This window comes from Nocardia sp. NPDC003963, assembly GCF_053605105.1.
Genome location: NZ_JBSGIP010000009.1, coordinates 1 through 16,717, shown reverse-complemented (window position 1 = coordinate 16,717; position 16,717 = coordinate 1). Strand labels below are relative to the sequence as shown.

The 16,717-nt window shown below is 68.1% G+C and carries 15 protein-coding genes; 4 read left to right on the top strand and 11 right to left on the bottom strand.

Annotated features, from left to right (window positions below; translation table 11 throughout):
• Positions 1-7 precede the first annotated feature (7 nt).
• Positions 8-1,318, bottom strand: a complete 1,311-nt coding sequence (locus ACWEWT_RS17795; protein WP_452560195.1) for an outer membrane protein assembly factor BamB family protein — start codon at positions 1,316-1,318, stop codon at positions 8-10.
• Between the two features lie 140 nt (positions 1,319-1,458).
• Here ACWEWT_RS17795 and ACWEWT_RS17790 point away from each other — a divergent pair, with 140 nt between their 5' ends.
• Positions 1,459-2,208, top strand: coding sequence for an acyltransferase (locus tag ACWEWT_RS17790; RefSeq protein ID WP_452560193.1), 750 nt, complete (start codon positions 1,459-1,461; stop codon positions 2,206-2,208).
• A gap of 9 nt (positions 2,209-2,217) precedes the next feature.
• Here ACWEWT_RS17790 and ACWEWT_RS17785 read toward each other — a convergent pair whose 3' ends face one another.
• Complete coding sequence (locus ACWEWT_RS17785; RefSeq protein WP_452560191.1) at positions 2,218-2,766, bottom strand: DUF1697 domain-containing protein; 549 nt, start codon at positions 2,764-2,766, stop codon at positions 2,218-2,220.
• A gap of 173 nt (positions 2,767-2,939) precedes the next feature.
• On the opposite strand from ACWEWT_RS17785, the gene ACWEWT_RS17780 reads away from it, so the two are divergent.
• The 3 genes from ACWEWT_RS17780 to ACWEWT_RS17770 all read left to right on the top strand — a co-directional run bounded on the left by ACWEWT_RS17780 (position 2,940) and on the right by ACWEWT_RS17770 (position 6,999).
• Positions 2,940-3,158, top strand: coding sequence for a hypothetical protein (locus ACWEWT_RS17780; RefSeq protein ID WP_452560189.1), 219 nt, complete (start codon positions 2,940-2,942; stop codon positions 3,156-3,158).
• Positions 3,159-3,493: 335 nt separating this feature from the next.
• Positions 3,494-5,527 carry a hypothetical protein gene (locus ACWEWT_RS17775; protein ID WP_452560188.1) on the top strand — a complete coding sequence of 678 codons (2,034 nt, stop codon included), beginning with the start codon at positions 3,494-3,496 and terminating at the stop codon, positions 5,525-5,527.
• Positions 5,524-6,999: an ABC transporter substrate-binding protein gene (locus tag ACWEWT_RS17770; RefSeq protein ID WP_452560186.1), complete on the top strand. Its 1,476-nt coding sequence runs from the start codon at positions 5,524-5,526 to the stop codon at positions 6,997-6,999. Before ACWEWT_RS17775 ends, ACWEWT_RS17770 begins: the two co-directional genes overlap by 4 nt.
• 362 nt (positions 7,000-7,361) lie before the next feature.
• Here the strand turns inward: ACWEWT_RS17770 and ACWEWT_RS17765 are convergent, their stop codons facing one another.
• The 9 genes from ACWEWT_RS17765 to serB all read right to left on the bottom strand — a co-directional run bounded on the left by ACWEWT_RS17765 (position 7,362) and on the right by serB (position 16,585).
• Positions 7,362-8,306 carry a hypothetical protein gene (locus ACWEWT_RS17765; RefSeq protein WP_452560184.1) on the bottom strand — a complete coding sequence of 315 codons (945 nt, stop codon included), beginning with the start codon at positions 8,304-8,306 and terminating at the stop codon, positions 7,362-7,364.
• Between the two features lie 397 nt (positions 8,307-8,703).
• The gene (locus tag ACWEWT_RS17760) at positions 8,704-9,882 is read right to left on the bottom strand and encodes a THUMP-like domain-containing protein (protein ID WP_452560182.1); all 1,179 of its coding nucleotides are present in this window, start codon (positions 9,880-9,882) and stop codon (positions 8,704-8,706) included.
• Positions 9,882-10,862: a class I SAM-dependent methyltransferase gene (locus ACWEWT_RS17755; protein ID WP_452560181.1), complete on the bottom strand. Its 981-nt coding sequence runs from the start codon at positions 10,860-10,862 to the stop codon at positions 9,882-9,884. The genes ACWEWT_RS17760 and ACWEWT_RS17755 overlap by 1 nt, the downstream gene beginning before the upstream one ends.
• A gap of 209 nt (positions 10,863-11,071) precedes the next feature.
• The gene (locus ACWEWT_RS17750; protein WP_452560180.1) at positions 11,072-11,860 is read right to left on the bottom strand and encodes an enoyl-CoA hydratase-related protein; all 789 of its coding nucleotides are present in this window, start codon (positions 11,858-11,860) and stop codon (positions 11,072-11,074) included.
• Between the two features lie 11 nt (positions 11,861-11,871).
• A complete protein-coding gene (locus tag ACWEWT_RS17745) occupies positions 11,872-12,771 on the bottom strand; it encodes an NUDIX hydrolase (RefSeq protein WP_452560178.1) in 900 nt (299 codons plus the stop codon).
• Between the two features lie 62 nt (positions 12,772-12,833).
• Complete coding sequence (locus tag ACWEWT_RS17740; protein ID WP_452560177.1) at positions 12,834-13,667, bottom strand: ABC transporter ATP-binding protein; 834 nt, start codon at positions 13,665-13,667, stop codon at positions 12,834-12,836.
• 141 nt (positions 13,668-13,808) lie between these two features.
• Positions 13,809-14,444, bottom strand: a complete 636-nt coding sequence (locus tag ACWEWT_RS17735) for a histidine phosphatase family protein (RefSeq protein ID WP_452560176.1) — start codon at positions 14,442-14,444, stop codon at positions 13,809-13,811.
• Between the two features lie 3 nt (positions 14,445-14,447).
• Complete coding sequence (locus tag ACWEWT_RS17730; RefSeq protein ID WP_452560174.1) at positions 14,448-15,284, bottom strand: aminoacyl-tRNA hydrolase; 837 nt, start codon at positions 15,282-15,284, stop codon at positions 14,448-14,450.
• Between the two features lie 83 nt (positions 15,285-15,367).
• Positions 15,368-16,585, bottom strand: coding sequence for a phosphoserine phosphatase SerB (gene serB / locus ACWEWT_RS17725; protein ID WP_452560172.1), 1,218 nt, complete (start codon positions 16,583-16,585; stop codon positions 15,368-15,370).
• Positions 16,586-16,717: the final 132 nt, after the last annotated feature.

Below are 16,717 nucleotides of genomic sequence, written 5' to 3'. Positions count from 1 at the left end.
GCGCAGATCAGTCGTTCTCGGCGAAGGCGAAGATCTCGCCGATCCGGGTGGCGACCACGACCTCCCCCTCGGCGCCGACCGCGGTACCGGTGGTCGTGCCCCGGGCCCCCGGCAACACATCGGAATCGAGGGTGGCACCGGTGCTGGTGTCGAAGGTGACCAGATTCAGTCCCGTACCGATCGCGGCGGTGACGTAACCGGTCTCCCCCGCGGTCTGCACCGGAAGGCCGCGCAGCGCGAGATCCTTACGCTCCCAGACCCTTTCGAAACTGGTGCCGGTGTCCTGCAGGGCCACGAGATAACCGTCGTCACCGGCCGGGATGATCAGGCCGTCGTCGGAGACCGAGATACCGCGGCGCGGCTCCCAATCCAGCTGCGCCTCCCATTTCGGGGTCCCGTCGGCGGTGTTCACCGCGATCAGGCGTTTGCTGTTGTCACCGACGTAGAGTGTCGCGCCGTCGGCGGACAGTGCCGGATCGGTGGCACTGCCGTCGGCCAGGATCTCCCGGCTCCACTCCTCGGTGACCTTGCCGTCGGCGTAGCGCAGCGCCACCAGGGCCGCCTCGGCTTCGCCGGGTTTGCGGACCGTCGCGTAGATCCGACCGCTGTCGATATCCATGGCCGCCACCGTCGCGACCGCACAGTCGGGGCCGCCGGTCCGGCAGTCCTCGAGCCCGGCACCGGCCGGGGGCCAGTCCAGATTCGGTGACTGCAGGAAATCGGGCTGCGGCAGCAACTGCTGGGTGGGGACCATCCGCCGACCGGTCTGCCGTTCCAGCACATCGACCTGACCCGACTGGGTGATCACCAGTAGATGGCCGTCACCGGTGAACTGCATTCCGATCGGTACGCCCGCCACCGGCGTACGCCAGCGCGGCTGACCGAGGAAATTATCCGATTCGATCCCGCTGTCGAGACCGACGTACACATTGTTCGCCCCGTCCAGCAGAGTGGGCGAATAGACGGCCTCGGGGCCCAGTGGATTACAGAAACGCTTACGCCCGGTGCGCATCTGGTACGAGAAGATATCGCATTGCGCGCCGGTACGGCTGGTGACGAAGATCTGTCCCTCCGACCCCACCGTCGGCGGCTGCACGATGGGCCCGCCGACCGGCCGCGACCACTGCAGACTCAACGCCCGCGACCCGGTCACCGGGGTGGTGCCGCTGTTCCGGCTCTCGTGCCCGGGCGCGGGCCAGCCCAGCCCCCGGCCGACCGTGATGTCGTCGACATCGGTCCCGCACGCGGTGAGCACCCCCAGGGCGGCCACCGCCGCCGCAAGCCAGGACACGGTCCGTACGCCGCTGCCGATACGCACCTGCTGGTCTCCTCTGTCGTCCTGTCTCCCCGGACCCACGTGTGTGTGAGATTAACGGAAGGGTATAGGCCGGGGTCCCCGAGCACGAAAGTAGGCTGTTCGGCAGTACCGGGTGGCACAGGATACGAGGAGAGACGTTCGTGACGAGCATGTGGGGCGCACCGTTGCGCACACGTTGGCAGGGCTCCCGGCGGCGCGACCGGCGGCAGGCCCGGTTCCTCACCGTCGCTTCGCTGCGCTGGGTGCTGGCCAACCGCGCCTACACGCCCTGGTACCTGGTCCGCTACTACCGGCTGTTCAAGTTCCGGCTGGCCAATCCGCACGTGATCCTGCGCGGCATGGTGTTCCTGGGCCGCAATGTGGAGATCCACGCGACGCCCGAACTGGGCCGGCTCGAGATCGGGCGCTGGGTCCATATCGGCGACGGGAACGCCATCCGCTGCCACGAGGGCTCGCTGCGTATCGGTGACAAGGTGGTGTTCGGCAAGGACAATGTCGTCAACACCTACCTCGATATCGAGATCGGCGAATCCACTCTGGTCGCCGACTGGTGCTACATCACCGACTTCGATCACCGGATGGACGACATCACCCTGCCCATCAAGGATCAGGGCATTGTGAAGAGCCCGGTCCGGATCGGCCCCGACACCTGGATCGCGGCCAAGGTCACGGTCTTGCGCGAGACCCGGGTCGGCCGCGGCTGTGTGCTCGGCGCGCACGCGGTGGTCAAGGGCGAGATCCCGGATTACAGCATCGCGGTCGGCGCACCGGCGCGGGTCGTGAAGAACCGGAAGTCCACCTGGGAGGCCGGGGCCGCCCAGCGCGCTGCTCGTGAGGCCGCGCTGGCCGATATCGCACGGAAGAAGAACGGCGTCGCGCAGGAGGCGTGAACACGCCGCCTATTTCACCGCGTCGATCTTCTTCACGACCCGCTGCACGGTGAGCCAGGTGCGGGTCGTGATGTCCTTGCCGTAGGCCCGCTCGAGCCACGCCATGAAATTAGGCGTTTTCGGCGTGCTGTTGTCGACGACCGCGAGGAAGACCCGGCCCGGCTCGTCGTAACCGATGACCTCGGTGAGCGGATCACCGTCGGTCGGCGCGACGGGCGGGGCCTCACCGGTTCGCTTGAAGAAGGTCGCGGTGAGATAGGTGCCGCGGCCGTGGGTGAAACCGGCGAAGGGATCGCGATCGAGCAGCTCCCGCAGCTCGGACTCGCTGCGGATGATCGTGCCGCCCGGAATGCCGAGCTCGGCGTTGAGTGCCTCTTGGATACGATCCTCCAATTCGGCATTATCGGTCTCCGCGGTGGCGAAGACGATATTGCCGCTGGACAGCACCGAGGCCACCGATTCGAATCCGAGTCCGGTGAACACGCCGCGCAGTTTCTCGTTACTCATATTCGGATTGCTGGGCATGATCCCCCGCAACAGCGCGGCGTACATCGTCATGGAGCGACCGTACCCCGGCCCCCGACACCGGCGGCCGGCCCGCTCTCGCCGCTCCAGCCGACGGGCCGGTCCGCCCGGAGAACCATGGGCAGGGCAACTCGGGGCTGTGCCGCGACCGCGGATGCCACTAGCCTCGCTGCTGATCGGTACGGCCCGATCGGAAGGAAGTAATCATGCGCCATGTTCTCCGGGCAGGCCTGCTCGCCTCGGCCCTGCTGACGATCCCGGCCGCCACCGCGGCCACGTCCACGGCCCTACCGCTCGAACCACGGCCCCAGCCGGCCGTCGAACAGCAGACATCCGAACCGGTCGGTCTCGTATGCACCATGCAATACCCCCCGACTCCCCTGTGCTGGTTGTCGTCGTTGTCGGCCTCGGTATCGAAGGCCTGAGTCCACACAAAACCTACGGCTCGCCCGACCCCGCGTAGCGAGCCGTAGCGAATGCCCCGGGTGCCCACCGCGTCCCCGGGGCATTCCCGGATGGTCACCGCGGATATCTCGGCCGTCCCCGAGCCACACTATCGATCGCCCGGCAACAATTCGCACGTCTCCGTTTCACATTCCGCTTTTCCGGTGAGCCCAACAGCGTCGGCGTAATTGCCTAGGATGGCTTGTACCGATCGATATCTTCGACCGGTTCGCCCAGCTCAGGCCGGGATGACCGGGGCGTCCACGAGGTGCCGGAAATCGATATGCCGGATATCGAAGCCGAGCCGGGAGGGGCGATGCCTGTAGAAGACCCGAAATTGCACGGGCTGGAATCGATCACCGGGGCGTTGATCGAGCAATTGGTCCAGCGTCCGGAGGGGCGGAGCAGAGTGTTGCCGGTGGTGGTCGCCGTGGGGCCGCCGGGCAGCGGGAAAACCGTTCTGCTGCAAGCACTCGCGCAGCGTTGCGCGAAACTTCCACTGGCCCGGGTCGATCTGCGCCAAGGGGAGCGTGCGCCGCGGGAAGTGTTCGGGGAGCTGGCATTCGAGCTGGGCCGGTATCGGCGCCAGTTCGGCCGGATCGCCTTCCCGCAGCTGTGGCTGTGCCTGGTCGCGGTGGGCAGCACATTGCATATGCACGAGGACAACCGCCGGACCGCACTGCGGAACCTGCGCCAGGTCGTGTCGAGTGCCCAGCCGATGGAGGCGCGCAGCCAGAGTGTCGCCGATATCCTCGAGGCCGCCGGCCAGGTGCCCGAAGGGATGTCCCCGTGGGTGGGTATGACCGTGGAGACCCTGTTGCAGAGCTTGAACCGGCTCAATATCAGGCGGCGGATCAGCCAGGGTCCGCGGCTGACCGGCGATCAGATCCGGCGCGAGGACATGCTCATCGATCTCGCCAAATGGGCGCACGGCGACGACGAGTCACGCGCCGAGGCCGACGCCATCTTCGGTATGGCCTTCCTGCACGATCTGCGCCAGGCATACGGGGGCGTACGCGGTACCCGTCGCACGCTCAATGCCGTTCTGCTGCTGGACAACGCGCATACTCCGGCGGGCCGGCAGTTCCTGCAGACCCTGCGCGAGGCGCGGCGGCGCAACGGCGCCGAACCCGATCCGCTGGTTGTCGTCGCCACCAGTGCGCAGTGGTTGCCCGCCTGGAGCGAATGTTGGCATCGCCCGGGAATGCACCGTTTCAGCGAGGACACCGAACGTCGCGAACCCGAACACCGCACCGGGGGTATCGACTGGCCCGTTCCGCGTACCCCGCCGGATATCCCCGCGGACTGGGCGGCGGCCGATAATCCGGCGGCGTCCTGGTTCCCCTGGTATCTGGTGGATCTGAGCCGGTTGAGCGAGCAGACCACCGGCGACCTGGTCGCCGATCAGCGGCTGCGGTCGATTTCCCGGGTCGCGGCCTTCGTCCGGTCGCTCACCGGCGGGAACGCCGCCGGGACCGCCGATGTCATCGCCGCGCTGGGGCACACCGGTGAGGACAATCCGCTCAGCGGCGCACGTACCGTACTCACCGCGACCGTGGGCACTGCGCACGATCCACTGCCGGAACCGGTCGAGGTACCAAGCACCGTGCTCGAACGTGCCCGGCAACGGCTGCTCGGCGATTTCCTGGAGACCGAGAGTATGCGCGATCTGGTGACCGCCGCCGCGGGCCGTACGGTCGACGTCATCTACCAGCCGGGAGTCCTGGATTCCGCCCTGCCCGACGGCGAGGCCCTGCTACAGGAGCTGCGTAATCGGCTGTGGATCCGCACCGTGGACGGGCCGGAACCGGAGATGGTGCTCGATACCTGGTTGCGCCGGATCCTGCTCTGCGAACTCGCCGAGCGGGCGCCGGAGGATCCGCGGAGTTGGGAGGGCACCCACGAGATATGCCGGGATATCTACCGGCAGCGGTTCGCGGAAGGTGATCCGGACGACGAGGCCGAGGCTCTGTACCACGATCTGGCGCTCGGCAATCTCGGTGGCGCGATCGAGTACCTGGAGCGGCCGTTCCTCCCCGACCACGGTGAGTTCGGCCGGGGCACGGCCGCCGCCTGGCTGTCCGGTCTGGACCTGATCACCGCGGCCCCGCGCCGCCCGGACGACGCGGGAACCCCGTTCGCGCAGGTCGAGGCGATCGTGCGGGACAACGGTCTGGATCCCGAACACGAGCTGGCCTGGTTGGTCGCCGCGCTGTGGGTCTCCAACGACCCACTGGGCGATCCGCAGCGGACCCTGAATCGCACCATCGAGAACGAATTCCGGCAGTTGGCCCGGGGGCTCGGCCGCGGGGCCCTGCTGTTGTACGAACGGGCGGAGAGGTACCGATGAGCACTCTGATCCAGCCCCCACCGCCCGGTTACCGGAAGTGGTGGTGGGTCCCCGCCACGATCGCGGTGGTGGCCCTGGTCGTCACCGCCGTGATCTGGTTGCCCGAGGTCTTCCGGACGGACGACAGTTGCGGTGCAGGCGTCGTCCACAGCGGGCCACACGGCGAATGCGCCGGAGTCACCGACGGCGGCGTGGTCTTCGCCCCGGAACTCGGCGATATCGAGAAACGCATCCTCGACGAGAACCGCGCTGTCGAGAGCTCGGGCGCTCCCTATGTGAGCGTTGTGATGCTGACGCCGATGACACCTGGCGACAAGACCGAGGGCATCGTGACCATGTCGGGTATCCGGCACCGGCTCGAGGGTGCGCATCTGGCGCAGCTCGCGGCGAACCGGACCACCATCTGGGGGGATACACCCAAGATCAGACTGCTGCTGGCGAATCCCGGTAGCGATTTCGCCGAATGGGAGACCGCCGTCGACGCGATCGAGACGCGGCGCGAAGCCGACCGGATCGTCGCGGTGACCGGTATCGCGTTCAGCGTCCAGAACGCGGTCCGGTCCATCGAACGTCTCACCGGACTACAGATTCCGGTGGTCGGGTCCACGCTGACCGCCGGGGATCTGCCGGTACTGCGCGGCTTCCTGCGGGTCTCCCCGACTGCCGCGGACCACGCGCGGACCGCCGCGGAGTACCTTTCCACGCGCAGCCGGCGCATCCTGATCGTCCGCGACGACAGCCCGGCCGACCACTACGGCCGAACGCTCGCCGAAGCATTCGCGGCGAGCTTCCCCGACGATCCGCAGCGCTTCGCCGGCGTGGCGGAGGGTTACGACTCCGATTTCGGCAACCTGGCGAACACGTTCCACTACATGATGCCGAACATCTGCCAGAGCGCGCCGGACACCATCTATTTCGCCGGCCGTGCGGCGCACGCACTCACCTTCCTGACCGCGCTCGCCGAACGCCGCTGCCGGGAGGTCCCGATCCAGGTGGTCACCGGGGACGATATGCCGTACTACCGCCTTTCGGACAGCCCGGCCCGGGTCGCGCTCGAAACCGGAGTATCGGTGCTGTACACCGGGCTCGTACATCCGCAGGCCTGGCGCGACCATCCGGAGCGGTTCAATCTGTACTCGGTCGAACAGTTCTCACCCGATTGCGCCGGCCCCGTCTGCTATCGCGCTTTCTCCGACGACACTCTGGAGGATTTCGCCGCCGTCATGGAGCACGATGCGGTGGTGACGGCCGTCCAGGCGATCCGGCAGGCGGCCGGGAACGCCGGGAACGCCGGGAACATCGTGCACTCCGACCAGGTCCTGCAGGCGATGAAACGGCTGCACGGGGCGACCGCGGTCCGCGGGGCCAGCGGTATTCTGTCGTTCGACGAGAACGGTCTGCCCACGGACAAACCCATTCCGATCCTGGAGGCGCTGGACGGGGAACCACCCCGTTACATCGGGCTCCCGTAACCGGTTCGGGAGCGCGCTGTCCGACGAATCCGGCCGGCGTGACGTGGGCGACGCGGCGAGCCGGTCGGGAGCCGGCGGGCACGGTCTACTGCGCCGTGGCATCGGCGCCGTTCGCGCGGTGAGCGATGCGTTCGCCCAGCCTGATTCGAGCCACCGGCCACTCGTCGGCCCGGATCGAGTAGACGACCGTATCCCGGCGGGTACCGTCGCGGCGGCGGGCATCCCGGCACACCGTGCTATCGACTCGCGTAACCATGTGCGGTGCGGCCTGTTCCGGACTGGAACAATCGGGCGTCCTGGGGTGAAGCCCGAGAGAACATCGACGCGGCCGGAAGTGGCTCGGCGTCCCCGGTAGGTTCCAATTACTGCGTGGTACTCGCGGTGGGAGCCTGGAATGTGCGGATCTCGGGCAGTAGTCGCCCGGCCTCGTCGGTTGTCTGCTCCAAGGCGAGAGCCGCGATATCGGTACCCGGAAGAACTTCCGGTTTGGCGATACCGGTCGGCACGTGGATATCGCCGACCACCCCTCCCTCGCCGTGCATATAGCCGGCGAACTCCTGCGCACCCGAAGCACCGGGCCGGCTGCTGTTGCACGACAACAGCACCATCGGCCGCTGCGGTCCGTCCGTGATCGCCCGGTGCAGATCTGGATGGCTTCGAACAAGGCGGCCGAACGTCTCCCCGTTCACCACCATCTTCTTCCATACCGGGTTCTCGGCAGTACCGACATTGGCATCAACGCTGTAGCCGTGAAGCCCCGCATGGGCATCGATGTAGATGGGCGGAGTACCGTTGCGCCGAACTGCCGCCCCCCAGGCCGCTTCTCTGGAGTGGCCCCATTCCCAGATCGATCGGGAACCGCGTATCGGTAGCTCCCGGCGCACCGCCGGCGAGTATTCCGTGTCGGCCAAACGGTCCGACTGTGCCCACGTGCGCATGTACGCGCTCTCAGCGGCGTCATCGATGCCGGGTTGCGTGCTCAGCACTCGCAGCCCGAGGATATTTCCCTCCGAGTCGTACATGGTGGTGGTGCGCGCCGCACTCGCATCGAATGTGAGTTCGTCGCCGTCATCGGTCCGTCCCCGCAAGGGCGCTGCGGCATCGACCGGGGATCTCTCGTCACCTCGACCGACGGCCGAGACGGCTCGGGCGCCGTCCGCGTCACTGCCTGTTTCCTGCTTGATGATCCCGCGCAGGTCCTCTGCCGCTCCGGTGAGTTTGCCATTCGCGCCCGACTTGATGCCCTCGACAGGTTTCTGAATCGCCCTGACGGCTGCGCGCATCAACTCCTGCAGTCGTCGGCTCATGTCACAAAGTCTGCTCTCGACCTGTCACACGATTCAACCCCGGAGGATCAGCGGGCCATCGGGCCCTGACCTGCGGTTCACCGTGGTGGCGTCCTCGTGGCGTCGTATCCCCTGGACGTACTGCTCCAGGTACTCTGCGGCGGCTTCTCCGCCGATACCCTCTATCAGCACCGCCTCCGGTTTGCGGGGCCGGCCCACATACACACGGCGCCCGGGGTCGTCCGGTGCGCCGAGCAGCCGGTCACCTGGGAGGACAAGATCGTGTGCCCCACTCCTGGTGAGGCCATACGGATCTGGTGTGTCGGCGGTTTCTACAACGGTCTGGAAATCCTGGAGACAGGTGGCAGATCCCACTACAGCGTTCCGCCGGGCTTGTGTGATGCGTAGCCGCGCATGCTCAGAGACGCGACGCCTCACACAGGAAGACCGTGGCCGCACTGCCGATGCGGGTGATCACGAGCGTATAGGGCCGCGATCCGGTGAGCTTCAGCCGGCGCCGCAGTAGATCGGGATCGATATCCACGCCGCGGACCAGGATTTCCAGGCGGCCGCAGTCGCGGCGGCGCAATTCGGCCCGCAGGGTCTTCTCCCGGAGCACATGGCGGTCGAGAATACGGAAACCGCGGACACCGTCGGGGAGCCGGTCACCGGTCAGATAGGCGATGCGCGGATCCAGTTGCCACAGCCCGTGGCGGGCCGCGTAGTGACGGACCAGTCCGGCGCGGACCACCGCACCGTCCGGGTCCACGATCCATTCCCCCGGTTCACGCTCGGGGATCTCGGCGGGATCGGCATCGGTGAGGGTGGTCGCGGCGCCTGCCGAGGTGAGGACAGTTGCCCGGCGGGTGACACCGGGTTCGCGCAGTCCCACCGACCACAGACACGCCTCCCGGACCCCGCCGTCCAGGGAGACGACCTCGACCTCACCGTCCCGGTCCAGCCGGTCGAAATCCAGTCCGGGGGCGCATTTCACGACCAGATCGCGACCCGCGTACACCGACAGCAGATCCGGTAGCGGCGGTTGCAGCGCGGCCGGGTCGTGCGTGCGTTTCCCGTCCGCCCGGCGCGCGGGATCGGCGACGACAACCGTGCCGGAGGTACACGGAACCAGCGCGTCGGCACGCACGAGCAGTGTCTGCTGTTCCGGTGTGTGGCGGGCCAGGTTGTGCTGGGCCATGGCCAGCCTGATCGGGTCCAGGTCGCTGCCGACCACCCGCGGGCACACCCTGGCCAGTTCGGCGAGTTCGGCACCGATCGAGCAGGTCACATCGTGGATATCGCGGCCGGCCAGCCGGTGGGCGCGATGGCGTGCGACCAGGGTCGGGGTGGCCTGCTGGACCGCGTCGTCGGTCAGCAGCCAGTGCTGCGCGTCGTGCAGTTTGGCGGCGGCCCGGCGGCGCAGACGCACGGTTTCGACCAGCGCGGCGGCGTATTCGCCGAATCTCCGGCGCACCACCGCCACGTCGCGCAGTTGCGACGCGGCGGTGAGTTCCAGTTCGGCGACTACGGCCAGCGCGGCCGTACCGTCCGCCGAGCCCAGGTAGCCGATATCGGCCCTACTGAAGCCGTAGCCCACTATTTCCCGGCGGCGGCCGGTTTCACTCCGGTGATCATGGCGTTGTAGAAGAACTGGCGCGGCACCACCCGGCGCATCACGTTCTCGTCCACCCAGCTCAGTCCGAGCCAGGCACGGTACATCGCCATGCGGTAACCGAAGGTGAGCTTCGCGTCGGGGACCGCGGCCTCGAAGGTCCGCACGGGCCAGCCCCAGAGGGCGGCGGCGAATTCCTCGGTCTGCGCGGCGACATCCACCGCGCCCGCCGACCGGGCCATCTCCTCGAGTTGAGTCGGATCGAAGGTGTGCAGATCGACCACGGCCTCCAGCGCGGCGGCGCGCGAGGATTCGTCGAGCTCTTCCTGGGGGCGGCGCCAGTCCCGCAGGAACGGGAGCTTGGTGACGGCGGTGGTGGCCTTCCAGGTGATGTTGCCGAGGTTACGGGCGTACAGGTTGCCGATGGTGGTCGGTTCGCCGGCGAAGACGAAACGGCCACCCGGCTTGAGCACCCGTAGGCATTCCCGCAGCGACTGTTCCACATCCGGGATATGGTGTAGAACCGCGTGTCCGACGACCAGATCGAAGGTGTCGTCGTCGTAGGGGATGGTTTCCGCGTCCGCGACCCGGCCGTCGACGTCCAGGCCCAGGTTCTCCGCATTGCGCAGGGCGACCTTCACCATCCCGGGCGAGAGGTCGGTGACCGAACCGCGCTTGGCGATCCCGGACTGCATGAGGTTCAGCAGGAAGAAACCGGTACCACAGCCCAGCTCCAGGGCCCGTTCGTAGGGCAGCTCCGCATCGGTGCCGACCGCGAGGTCGAACCGGCCGCGGGCGTAGTCGATACAGCGTTCGTCATAGGAGATCGACCATTTGTCGTCATAGGTCTCGGCTTCCCAGTCGTGATAGAGCACCTGGGCGAGCTTGGTGTCCTCGAATGCTGCTTCGACCTCCGCGGCGGTGGCGTGCGGATGGGGTGCGGGGTCGTCGGGGCGTACCGTCATGATCGGAGAGCCTAATAGGTGCTACCGGCAGTAGCCCATCCGCAGTCCGCGCACGGCCGGAGCGGAGCCGCAGATATTCCGGAAGCGCACGGCCGGAGCGAAGGCGGAGGTCCGCCGGAACCGCACCGCCGGAGGGCGTCGGATACGGCGGATCGCCGGCCTCCGGCGATCCGATACCGACCCGTGCGCCCGGGTGGCCCGCGACTCGTTCAGCGCCCGGTGAACGCCGCCGACCCCGGCCCGTCGCGCAGGTAGGAGCGGGTCCCGATGCGCTGATCCGCGGTGGTGAACAGCCGCGCCCATTCGGTGCGGGCACGTTCGGGGCCGTCCGGGCCCGCTTCGAATACCGCCTTGGCGGCGGCCAGCGCCCGCGCCGGGCCGTCGGTGAACCGGCGGGCCCAGTCGATCGCCGCCCCCAGCACATCGTCGGGCGCGACGACCTGATCCACCAGCCCCAGCCGGGCGGCCTCGTCCGCTTCCACGAAACGTCCGCTGTACACCAGATCCTTCGCCGCCCCGGGGCCGATCAACCGCGCCAGCCGCGTGATCCCGGCGAGTGGGATCAGGCCGAGATCGATCTGCGGAAAACCCAGTTTCACATTGTCGCCGATGATCCGCCGGTCCGCGCCCAGCGCCAACTCCAGACCCGATCCGAGTGCGTATCCGCTGATCGCGGCGACCGTGGGCTGCGGGACGGTGGCCAGGCAGTTCAGCGCGTCCTGCAGATCGGCGGCCATGGCGGCGGCCTGTTCGGCCGGGAGGTCGGCGAGCTCGGCCGGCTCGTCACCGGCGCAGAAGACCCGCTCGTCCCCGTAGACCACCAGCGCGGCGATCTCCGGATCGGCACCGCACGCGGCGGCCGACTCGGCGATCTCACGGATGAGCTGGGTGCCGAACAGATTCATCGGCGGGCGGGCGATGCGCAACACCGCGACACCACGCCCGGACCCGTCCGGGTCGCCGGACCCGAGCCGGGACAGGGATACGAATTCCGCCATGAACGGCTACGCTACCGGCCGCCGGCGGCGTCGCCCGCATTCCCCGAACCGCCCAGCAACGACGGATCGGTATCGCGCATCCCCTTCGAGCCGACCAGCCTCGACGGATCCGGCAGATCCGCGAAGTACCGCGTATTGTCCGGGAACTGCAGCAGCTTCCGACCGTCGACCTCACCGAATACCGGCTGGATCGGATCGATACGGGGTTCGGCCGCCAGGATCTGCGCGGTATCGGCGTATCCGGCCAGCGACGTCAGCTGCGACCAGGTCGGCGGGAGCAGCACATGTTCACCGGCTCGCCAGGTCCGCAGGGCCGCGGCCGGAGTGGACCATTGCACCAGATCGGTTTCCGTGGTCGCGCCGTCGGCCAGCTGCCCCGCGGGCAGCACGGCGACGAAGAAGTTGGTGTCGTAGCGCCGGCGTTCCACCGTCGGCGTGATCCAGCGCGACCACGGCCGCAGCAGATCGGTACGCAGTACGAGCCGCTGTCCGGCGAGGAACTCCGACAGCGTCAGATCCCGGCCCTCGATCCGCTCCCGCTCCCCGCGATACCCGGCCGTATCGGCGACCACGGTATCGGCGGTGGGACCGGCCAGCAGGACCCCGCACTCCTCGAAGGTCTCCCGGACGGCCGCGCACACGAGTGCCTTCGCCCGCGCTTCGGACACCCCGAAGCGCTCCCCCCACCACCGCGGCGACGGCCCGGCCCATTCGATGGCCACCTCGGCATCGACCGGATCCACCCGGCCACCCGGAAAAGCGGTCATCCCCGCGGCGAATTCCATGGCGCCCGCCCGCCGCTGCAGGAACACCTCCGGACCCGCGGCACCGTCCCGCACCAGCATCACGGTCGAAGCGTCCTTGGCTTCGGGCACTCCGGCCCCCGAATCCGGCACAGTCGTCTCACTCACCCTTCGCACCCTAGCCGCATCGCCGGTGCGCCGACGTGCGCGGGCCCGTGGCCGGGTAGCCCCTACCTCGACCGGTGCCGCCCCAGCCGCCGCGCCCGCCGCGCGAAATACCGCCCGTCGATCCGGTCCAGTGCGATGGACTGCCGGAAGGCCTCGCTGAGGTTCTCGGCGGTGAGCACATCGTCGAGCAACCCCTGGGTGACGATCTCACCCTCGCTGATCAGCATGCAGTGGGTGAATCCCGGCGGGATCTCCTCGACGTGATGGGTGACCAGGACCAGCGCCGGCGCATCGGGATCGGAGGCGAGATCGCCGAGGCTCTCCACCAGTTCCTCGCGGCCGCCCAGATCCACACCGGCGGCCGGTTCGTCCAGCAGCAGCAGTTCCGGATCGGTCATCAGCGCACGGGCGATCAGGACCCGTTTGCGTTCCCCCTCCGACAACGTGCCGTAGGTGCGGTCCAGAAGGTGTTCGGCACCCAGGCTTTCCAGCATATCGATCGCGCGATCGGTATCGACGTCGTCGTACTTCTCGCGCCAGCGACCGAGGACCGCGTAACCGGCCGAGACGACCAGATCGGCGACCCGCTCCTCCGCGGGGATCCGCGCGGCCAGGGCCGCCGACGACAACCCGATCCGCGGTCTCAGTTCGCTGACGTTCGTCTTGCCGAGTCGTTCACCGAGTACGTAGGCGGTCCCGTAGGAGGGATGGGTTTCGGCGGCCGCGATCTGCAACAGCGAGGTCTTACCGGCGCCGTTGGGGCCCAGGACGACCCAGCGTTCGTCGAGTTCTACCTGCCAGGTCACGGGGCCCACGAGATTGTGCCCGTTGCGGCGGATGGAAACGTTGGTGAAATCGATGAGCAGATCTGGATCGGGATGCGCCACGCGCTCCATCTTGTCTCGAGGCGAACACGATCGCGGCACCGGGCACCCGCGATTCACCGGAGCGGCGGACCGGACACTGTACGAGATACCACCCGGATCGGAGGTATCCGGCAAACCGGACCACCAGCGCGGATTCCGGTGGGCGGTGCTTCAGGGGCGGGCCGGGAGGTGGCGCGTATCGCCGAGGCTCACGATCTGCCGATTGTGATAGAAATCGTCCTCGCGCAGCTCGGTGATACTTCCGGAAGGAGCGCGGAAAGAGACGTAACCGGTTGATTCGACCGGCATTCCGATCCACGCGGCCAGCACGAAAGTGAAAGTGCCACCGTGGGTGACGATGACCTGGTGTCCACACGGACGCGCCAGGATCGCCTGCATCGCCGCGTAGACACGTGCTACGAACATCACCCGGGTCTCGGCACCGGGAATACCTTCGTCGTGCCGCATCCGGTCGCCGATCGCGGGCGGCGGTACGAACCGCTCGTCGAGCCACTGCTGCGGCCGTCCACCGGCCGCACCGTAGGACTTCTCCCGCAGCCGCTCGTCGTATACCGGCGTCACTCCCAGCGCGGTGCCGACGGCCACGGCTGTCTGCGCGGTCCTGCGCAGGTCCGAAGAGAAGACCTCGACATCCGCGCCGACCGGAATCCGTGACCGCAGCGAATCGGCGACCGCCGCCGCGGCTCGTTCACCGGCGGCGGTGAGCCGGGAGTCGTACCAGCCGCCCACCACCCGGTCGACGTGATGCGTGGCTTCCGGATGGGTGACGACATGAACGGTACGCATCCGCTACCACTGATCCGGCCGTGCGGGCCGGGTGGCGATCACGGTGGTGGACCCGGGCGCGACCTCGGTGAATCCGGCGTCGCGGACCGCGGTCGCCGCACTGCGGTTCACGGCCGCGCGCAGCATCTGCCACTGGTCCGGCCCGGCTTCGCGGACCGCGCAGGCGAATCCGCGCTGCGCCCAGGTGCGGGCCTGTTCCACCGGCAGGGCGCCGGCGAACAGCATGCTCGCGTGCCCGACCTGCGCCGCGGCCTTACCGACCGTCATACCGAGTTCGGCGTTCACCCAGAACACCGGGACGTCCAGCGGCACCGGGCCGGGATCGTCGGATTCGAGGTCGGTACCACCGATCTGGAGCCGCCGGATCCGGGCATCCACCGATCCGACCGAACCGGGTACCAGTGCCCGCACCAGGGCACCGCCACTCTCGACGGTCACCCCGGGGACCTCGTTCGCGGCCGCCCACTGGGCGCCGCGCGCCCGCCGGGCCACCTTCCGGATACGCGATCGCTTCCACGCCACGTACCGCTGCTCCCATTCGCCTTCGGAACCGACACGCGGATCCAGGCAGAGCGCGACAGCGGCGGCCGCCGCGGCGGCGAGCACATCACTGCGCGCGGGCGGATCGGTTTTGGGGATGTGCAACACCATCTGCATCGCCTGGACCTGTGCGGGATCCTCGGGATCGCCCAGACCCCCGTAGCCCGCGGCGAGTTCGGCGTGACGCTCGGAAAATCCTGGTTCCGTGAAGAACTCGGGATCCGGGCCGTCCTCCAGGTCCGGATCCGCATCAATGTCGTGACCGTTCGCCGCCACATCCGTCACGCCGCTATCCGGCATTTCACCAACCCTCCCAGCACCCGAGCAACACCGGACGACAGCCTACCCACGAACTCACCGGAAGACCGCCGCGGTGCGCTCCTTCACGCCAGCGGAACGCGACGCAGCAGACCGTCTTCGGCGTCGGCGGCCTCGACCTCGTCGCGAGTCACGCCCAGGATGAACAGCACGGCATCCAGGTACGGGTGTGAGAGCGCGGTATCGGCGACTTCGCGCAGTGCCGGTTTCGCGTTGAACGCCACACCCAGCCCCGCCGCGTTCAACATATCGATATCGTTGGCGCCGTCGCCCACCGCGACCGTCTGTTCCATCGGCACCCCGGATTCCGCCGCGAACGCCCGCAACGCGGTCGCCTTGTAGGCCCGGTCCACGACCTGCCCGACCACGCGACCGGTGAGTTTCCCGTCGACCACCTCGAGGATATTGGCCTGCACGAAATCGAGATCCAGTTCGCGCGCGAGCGGGTCGATCACCTGCCGGAAACCACCGGAGACCACCCCGCACCGGAACCCGAGCCGTTTGAGCGTACGGACGGTGGTCCGGGCACCGGGAGTGAGCGTGATCGTGGCCGCGACCTCGCCGATCACCGATTCGTCCAGCCCCGCCAGCGTCGCCACCCGTTGCCGCAGCGATTCCGCGAAATCGATCTCCCCGCGCATCGCCGCCTCGGTGACCTGCCGGACCTGTTCCTCGACCCCCGCGTAGGCGGCCAGCATCTCGATAACCTCACCCTGGATCAGGGTGGAATCCACATCGAAGACGATCAGCCGTTTCGCCCGGCGCGACAGCCCGGCCCGCTCCACCGCGATATCGACGCGTTCGATCACCGCCACATCGGCCAGTGCCGTCCGCAACCGCGAATCGGTATCGCCCCCGTGGTCGGGCGCGGTCACCATCAGTTCCATCCCCGTCACCGGATAGTCGGCGATACCGCGGATCGTATCGATATTGGCACCGAGCCCGGCCAGTTCCCGGGAGACGGAACTGAACGCATGCGCCGTCACCGGCGACCCGAGCACCACCACGGCATGGGTGGACACCGGCGCCCGCGCGACATCGGCGTCGATATCCACGTCCACCTGCATACCGACGGTGTTCATCGCCTCTTCGAGCTCGTCCTGCAACGACTCGGGATCGGACGGACAACTGATCAGCACGCCCAGGGTGAGCCGGCCGCGGATCACCACCTGCTCGATATCGAGCAGACTCACCCGGTGCCGCGACATGGCCGTCAGCAGTACCGACGTCACACCGGGACGATCGGGCCCGGTAACGGTGACCAGCACGGTGGTCTCGGCCAAAACAACTCCCCTATCTTCGGCGCCGCCTCCGGCGGCGCGGGTCGGGGCCCTATTAACCCCGGTTCTTCACTCCTGCGCTCAGTCGCTGCGCTCCTTCGCTTCGTCGCTCCAGAACCGGGGCGGGCCCCGACC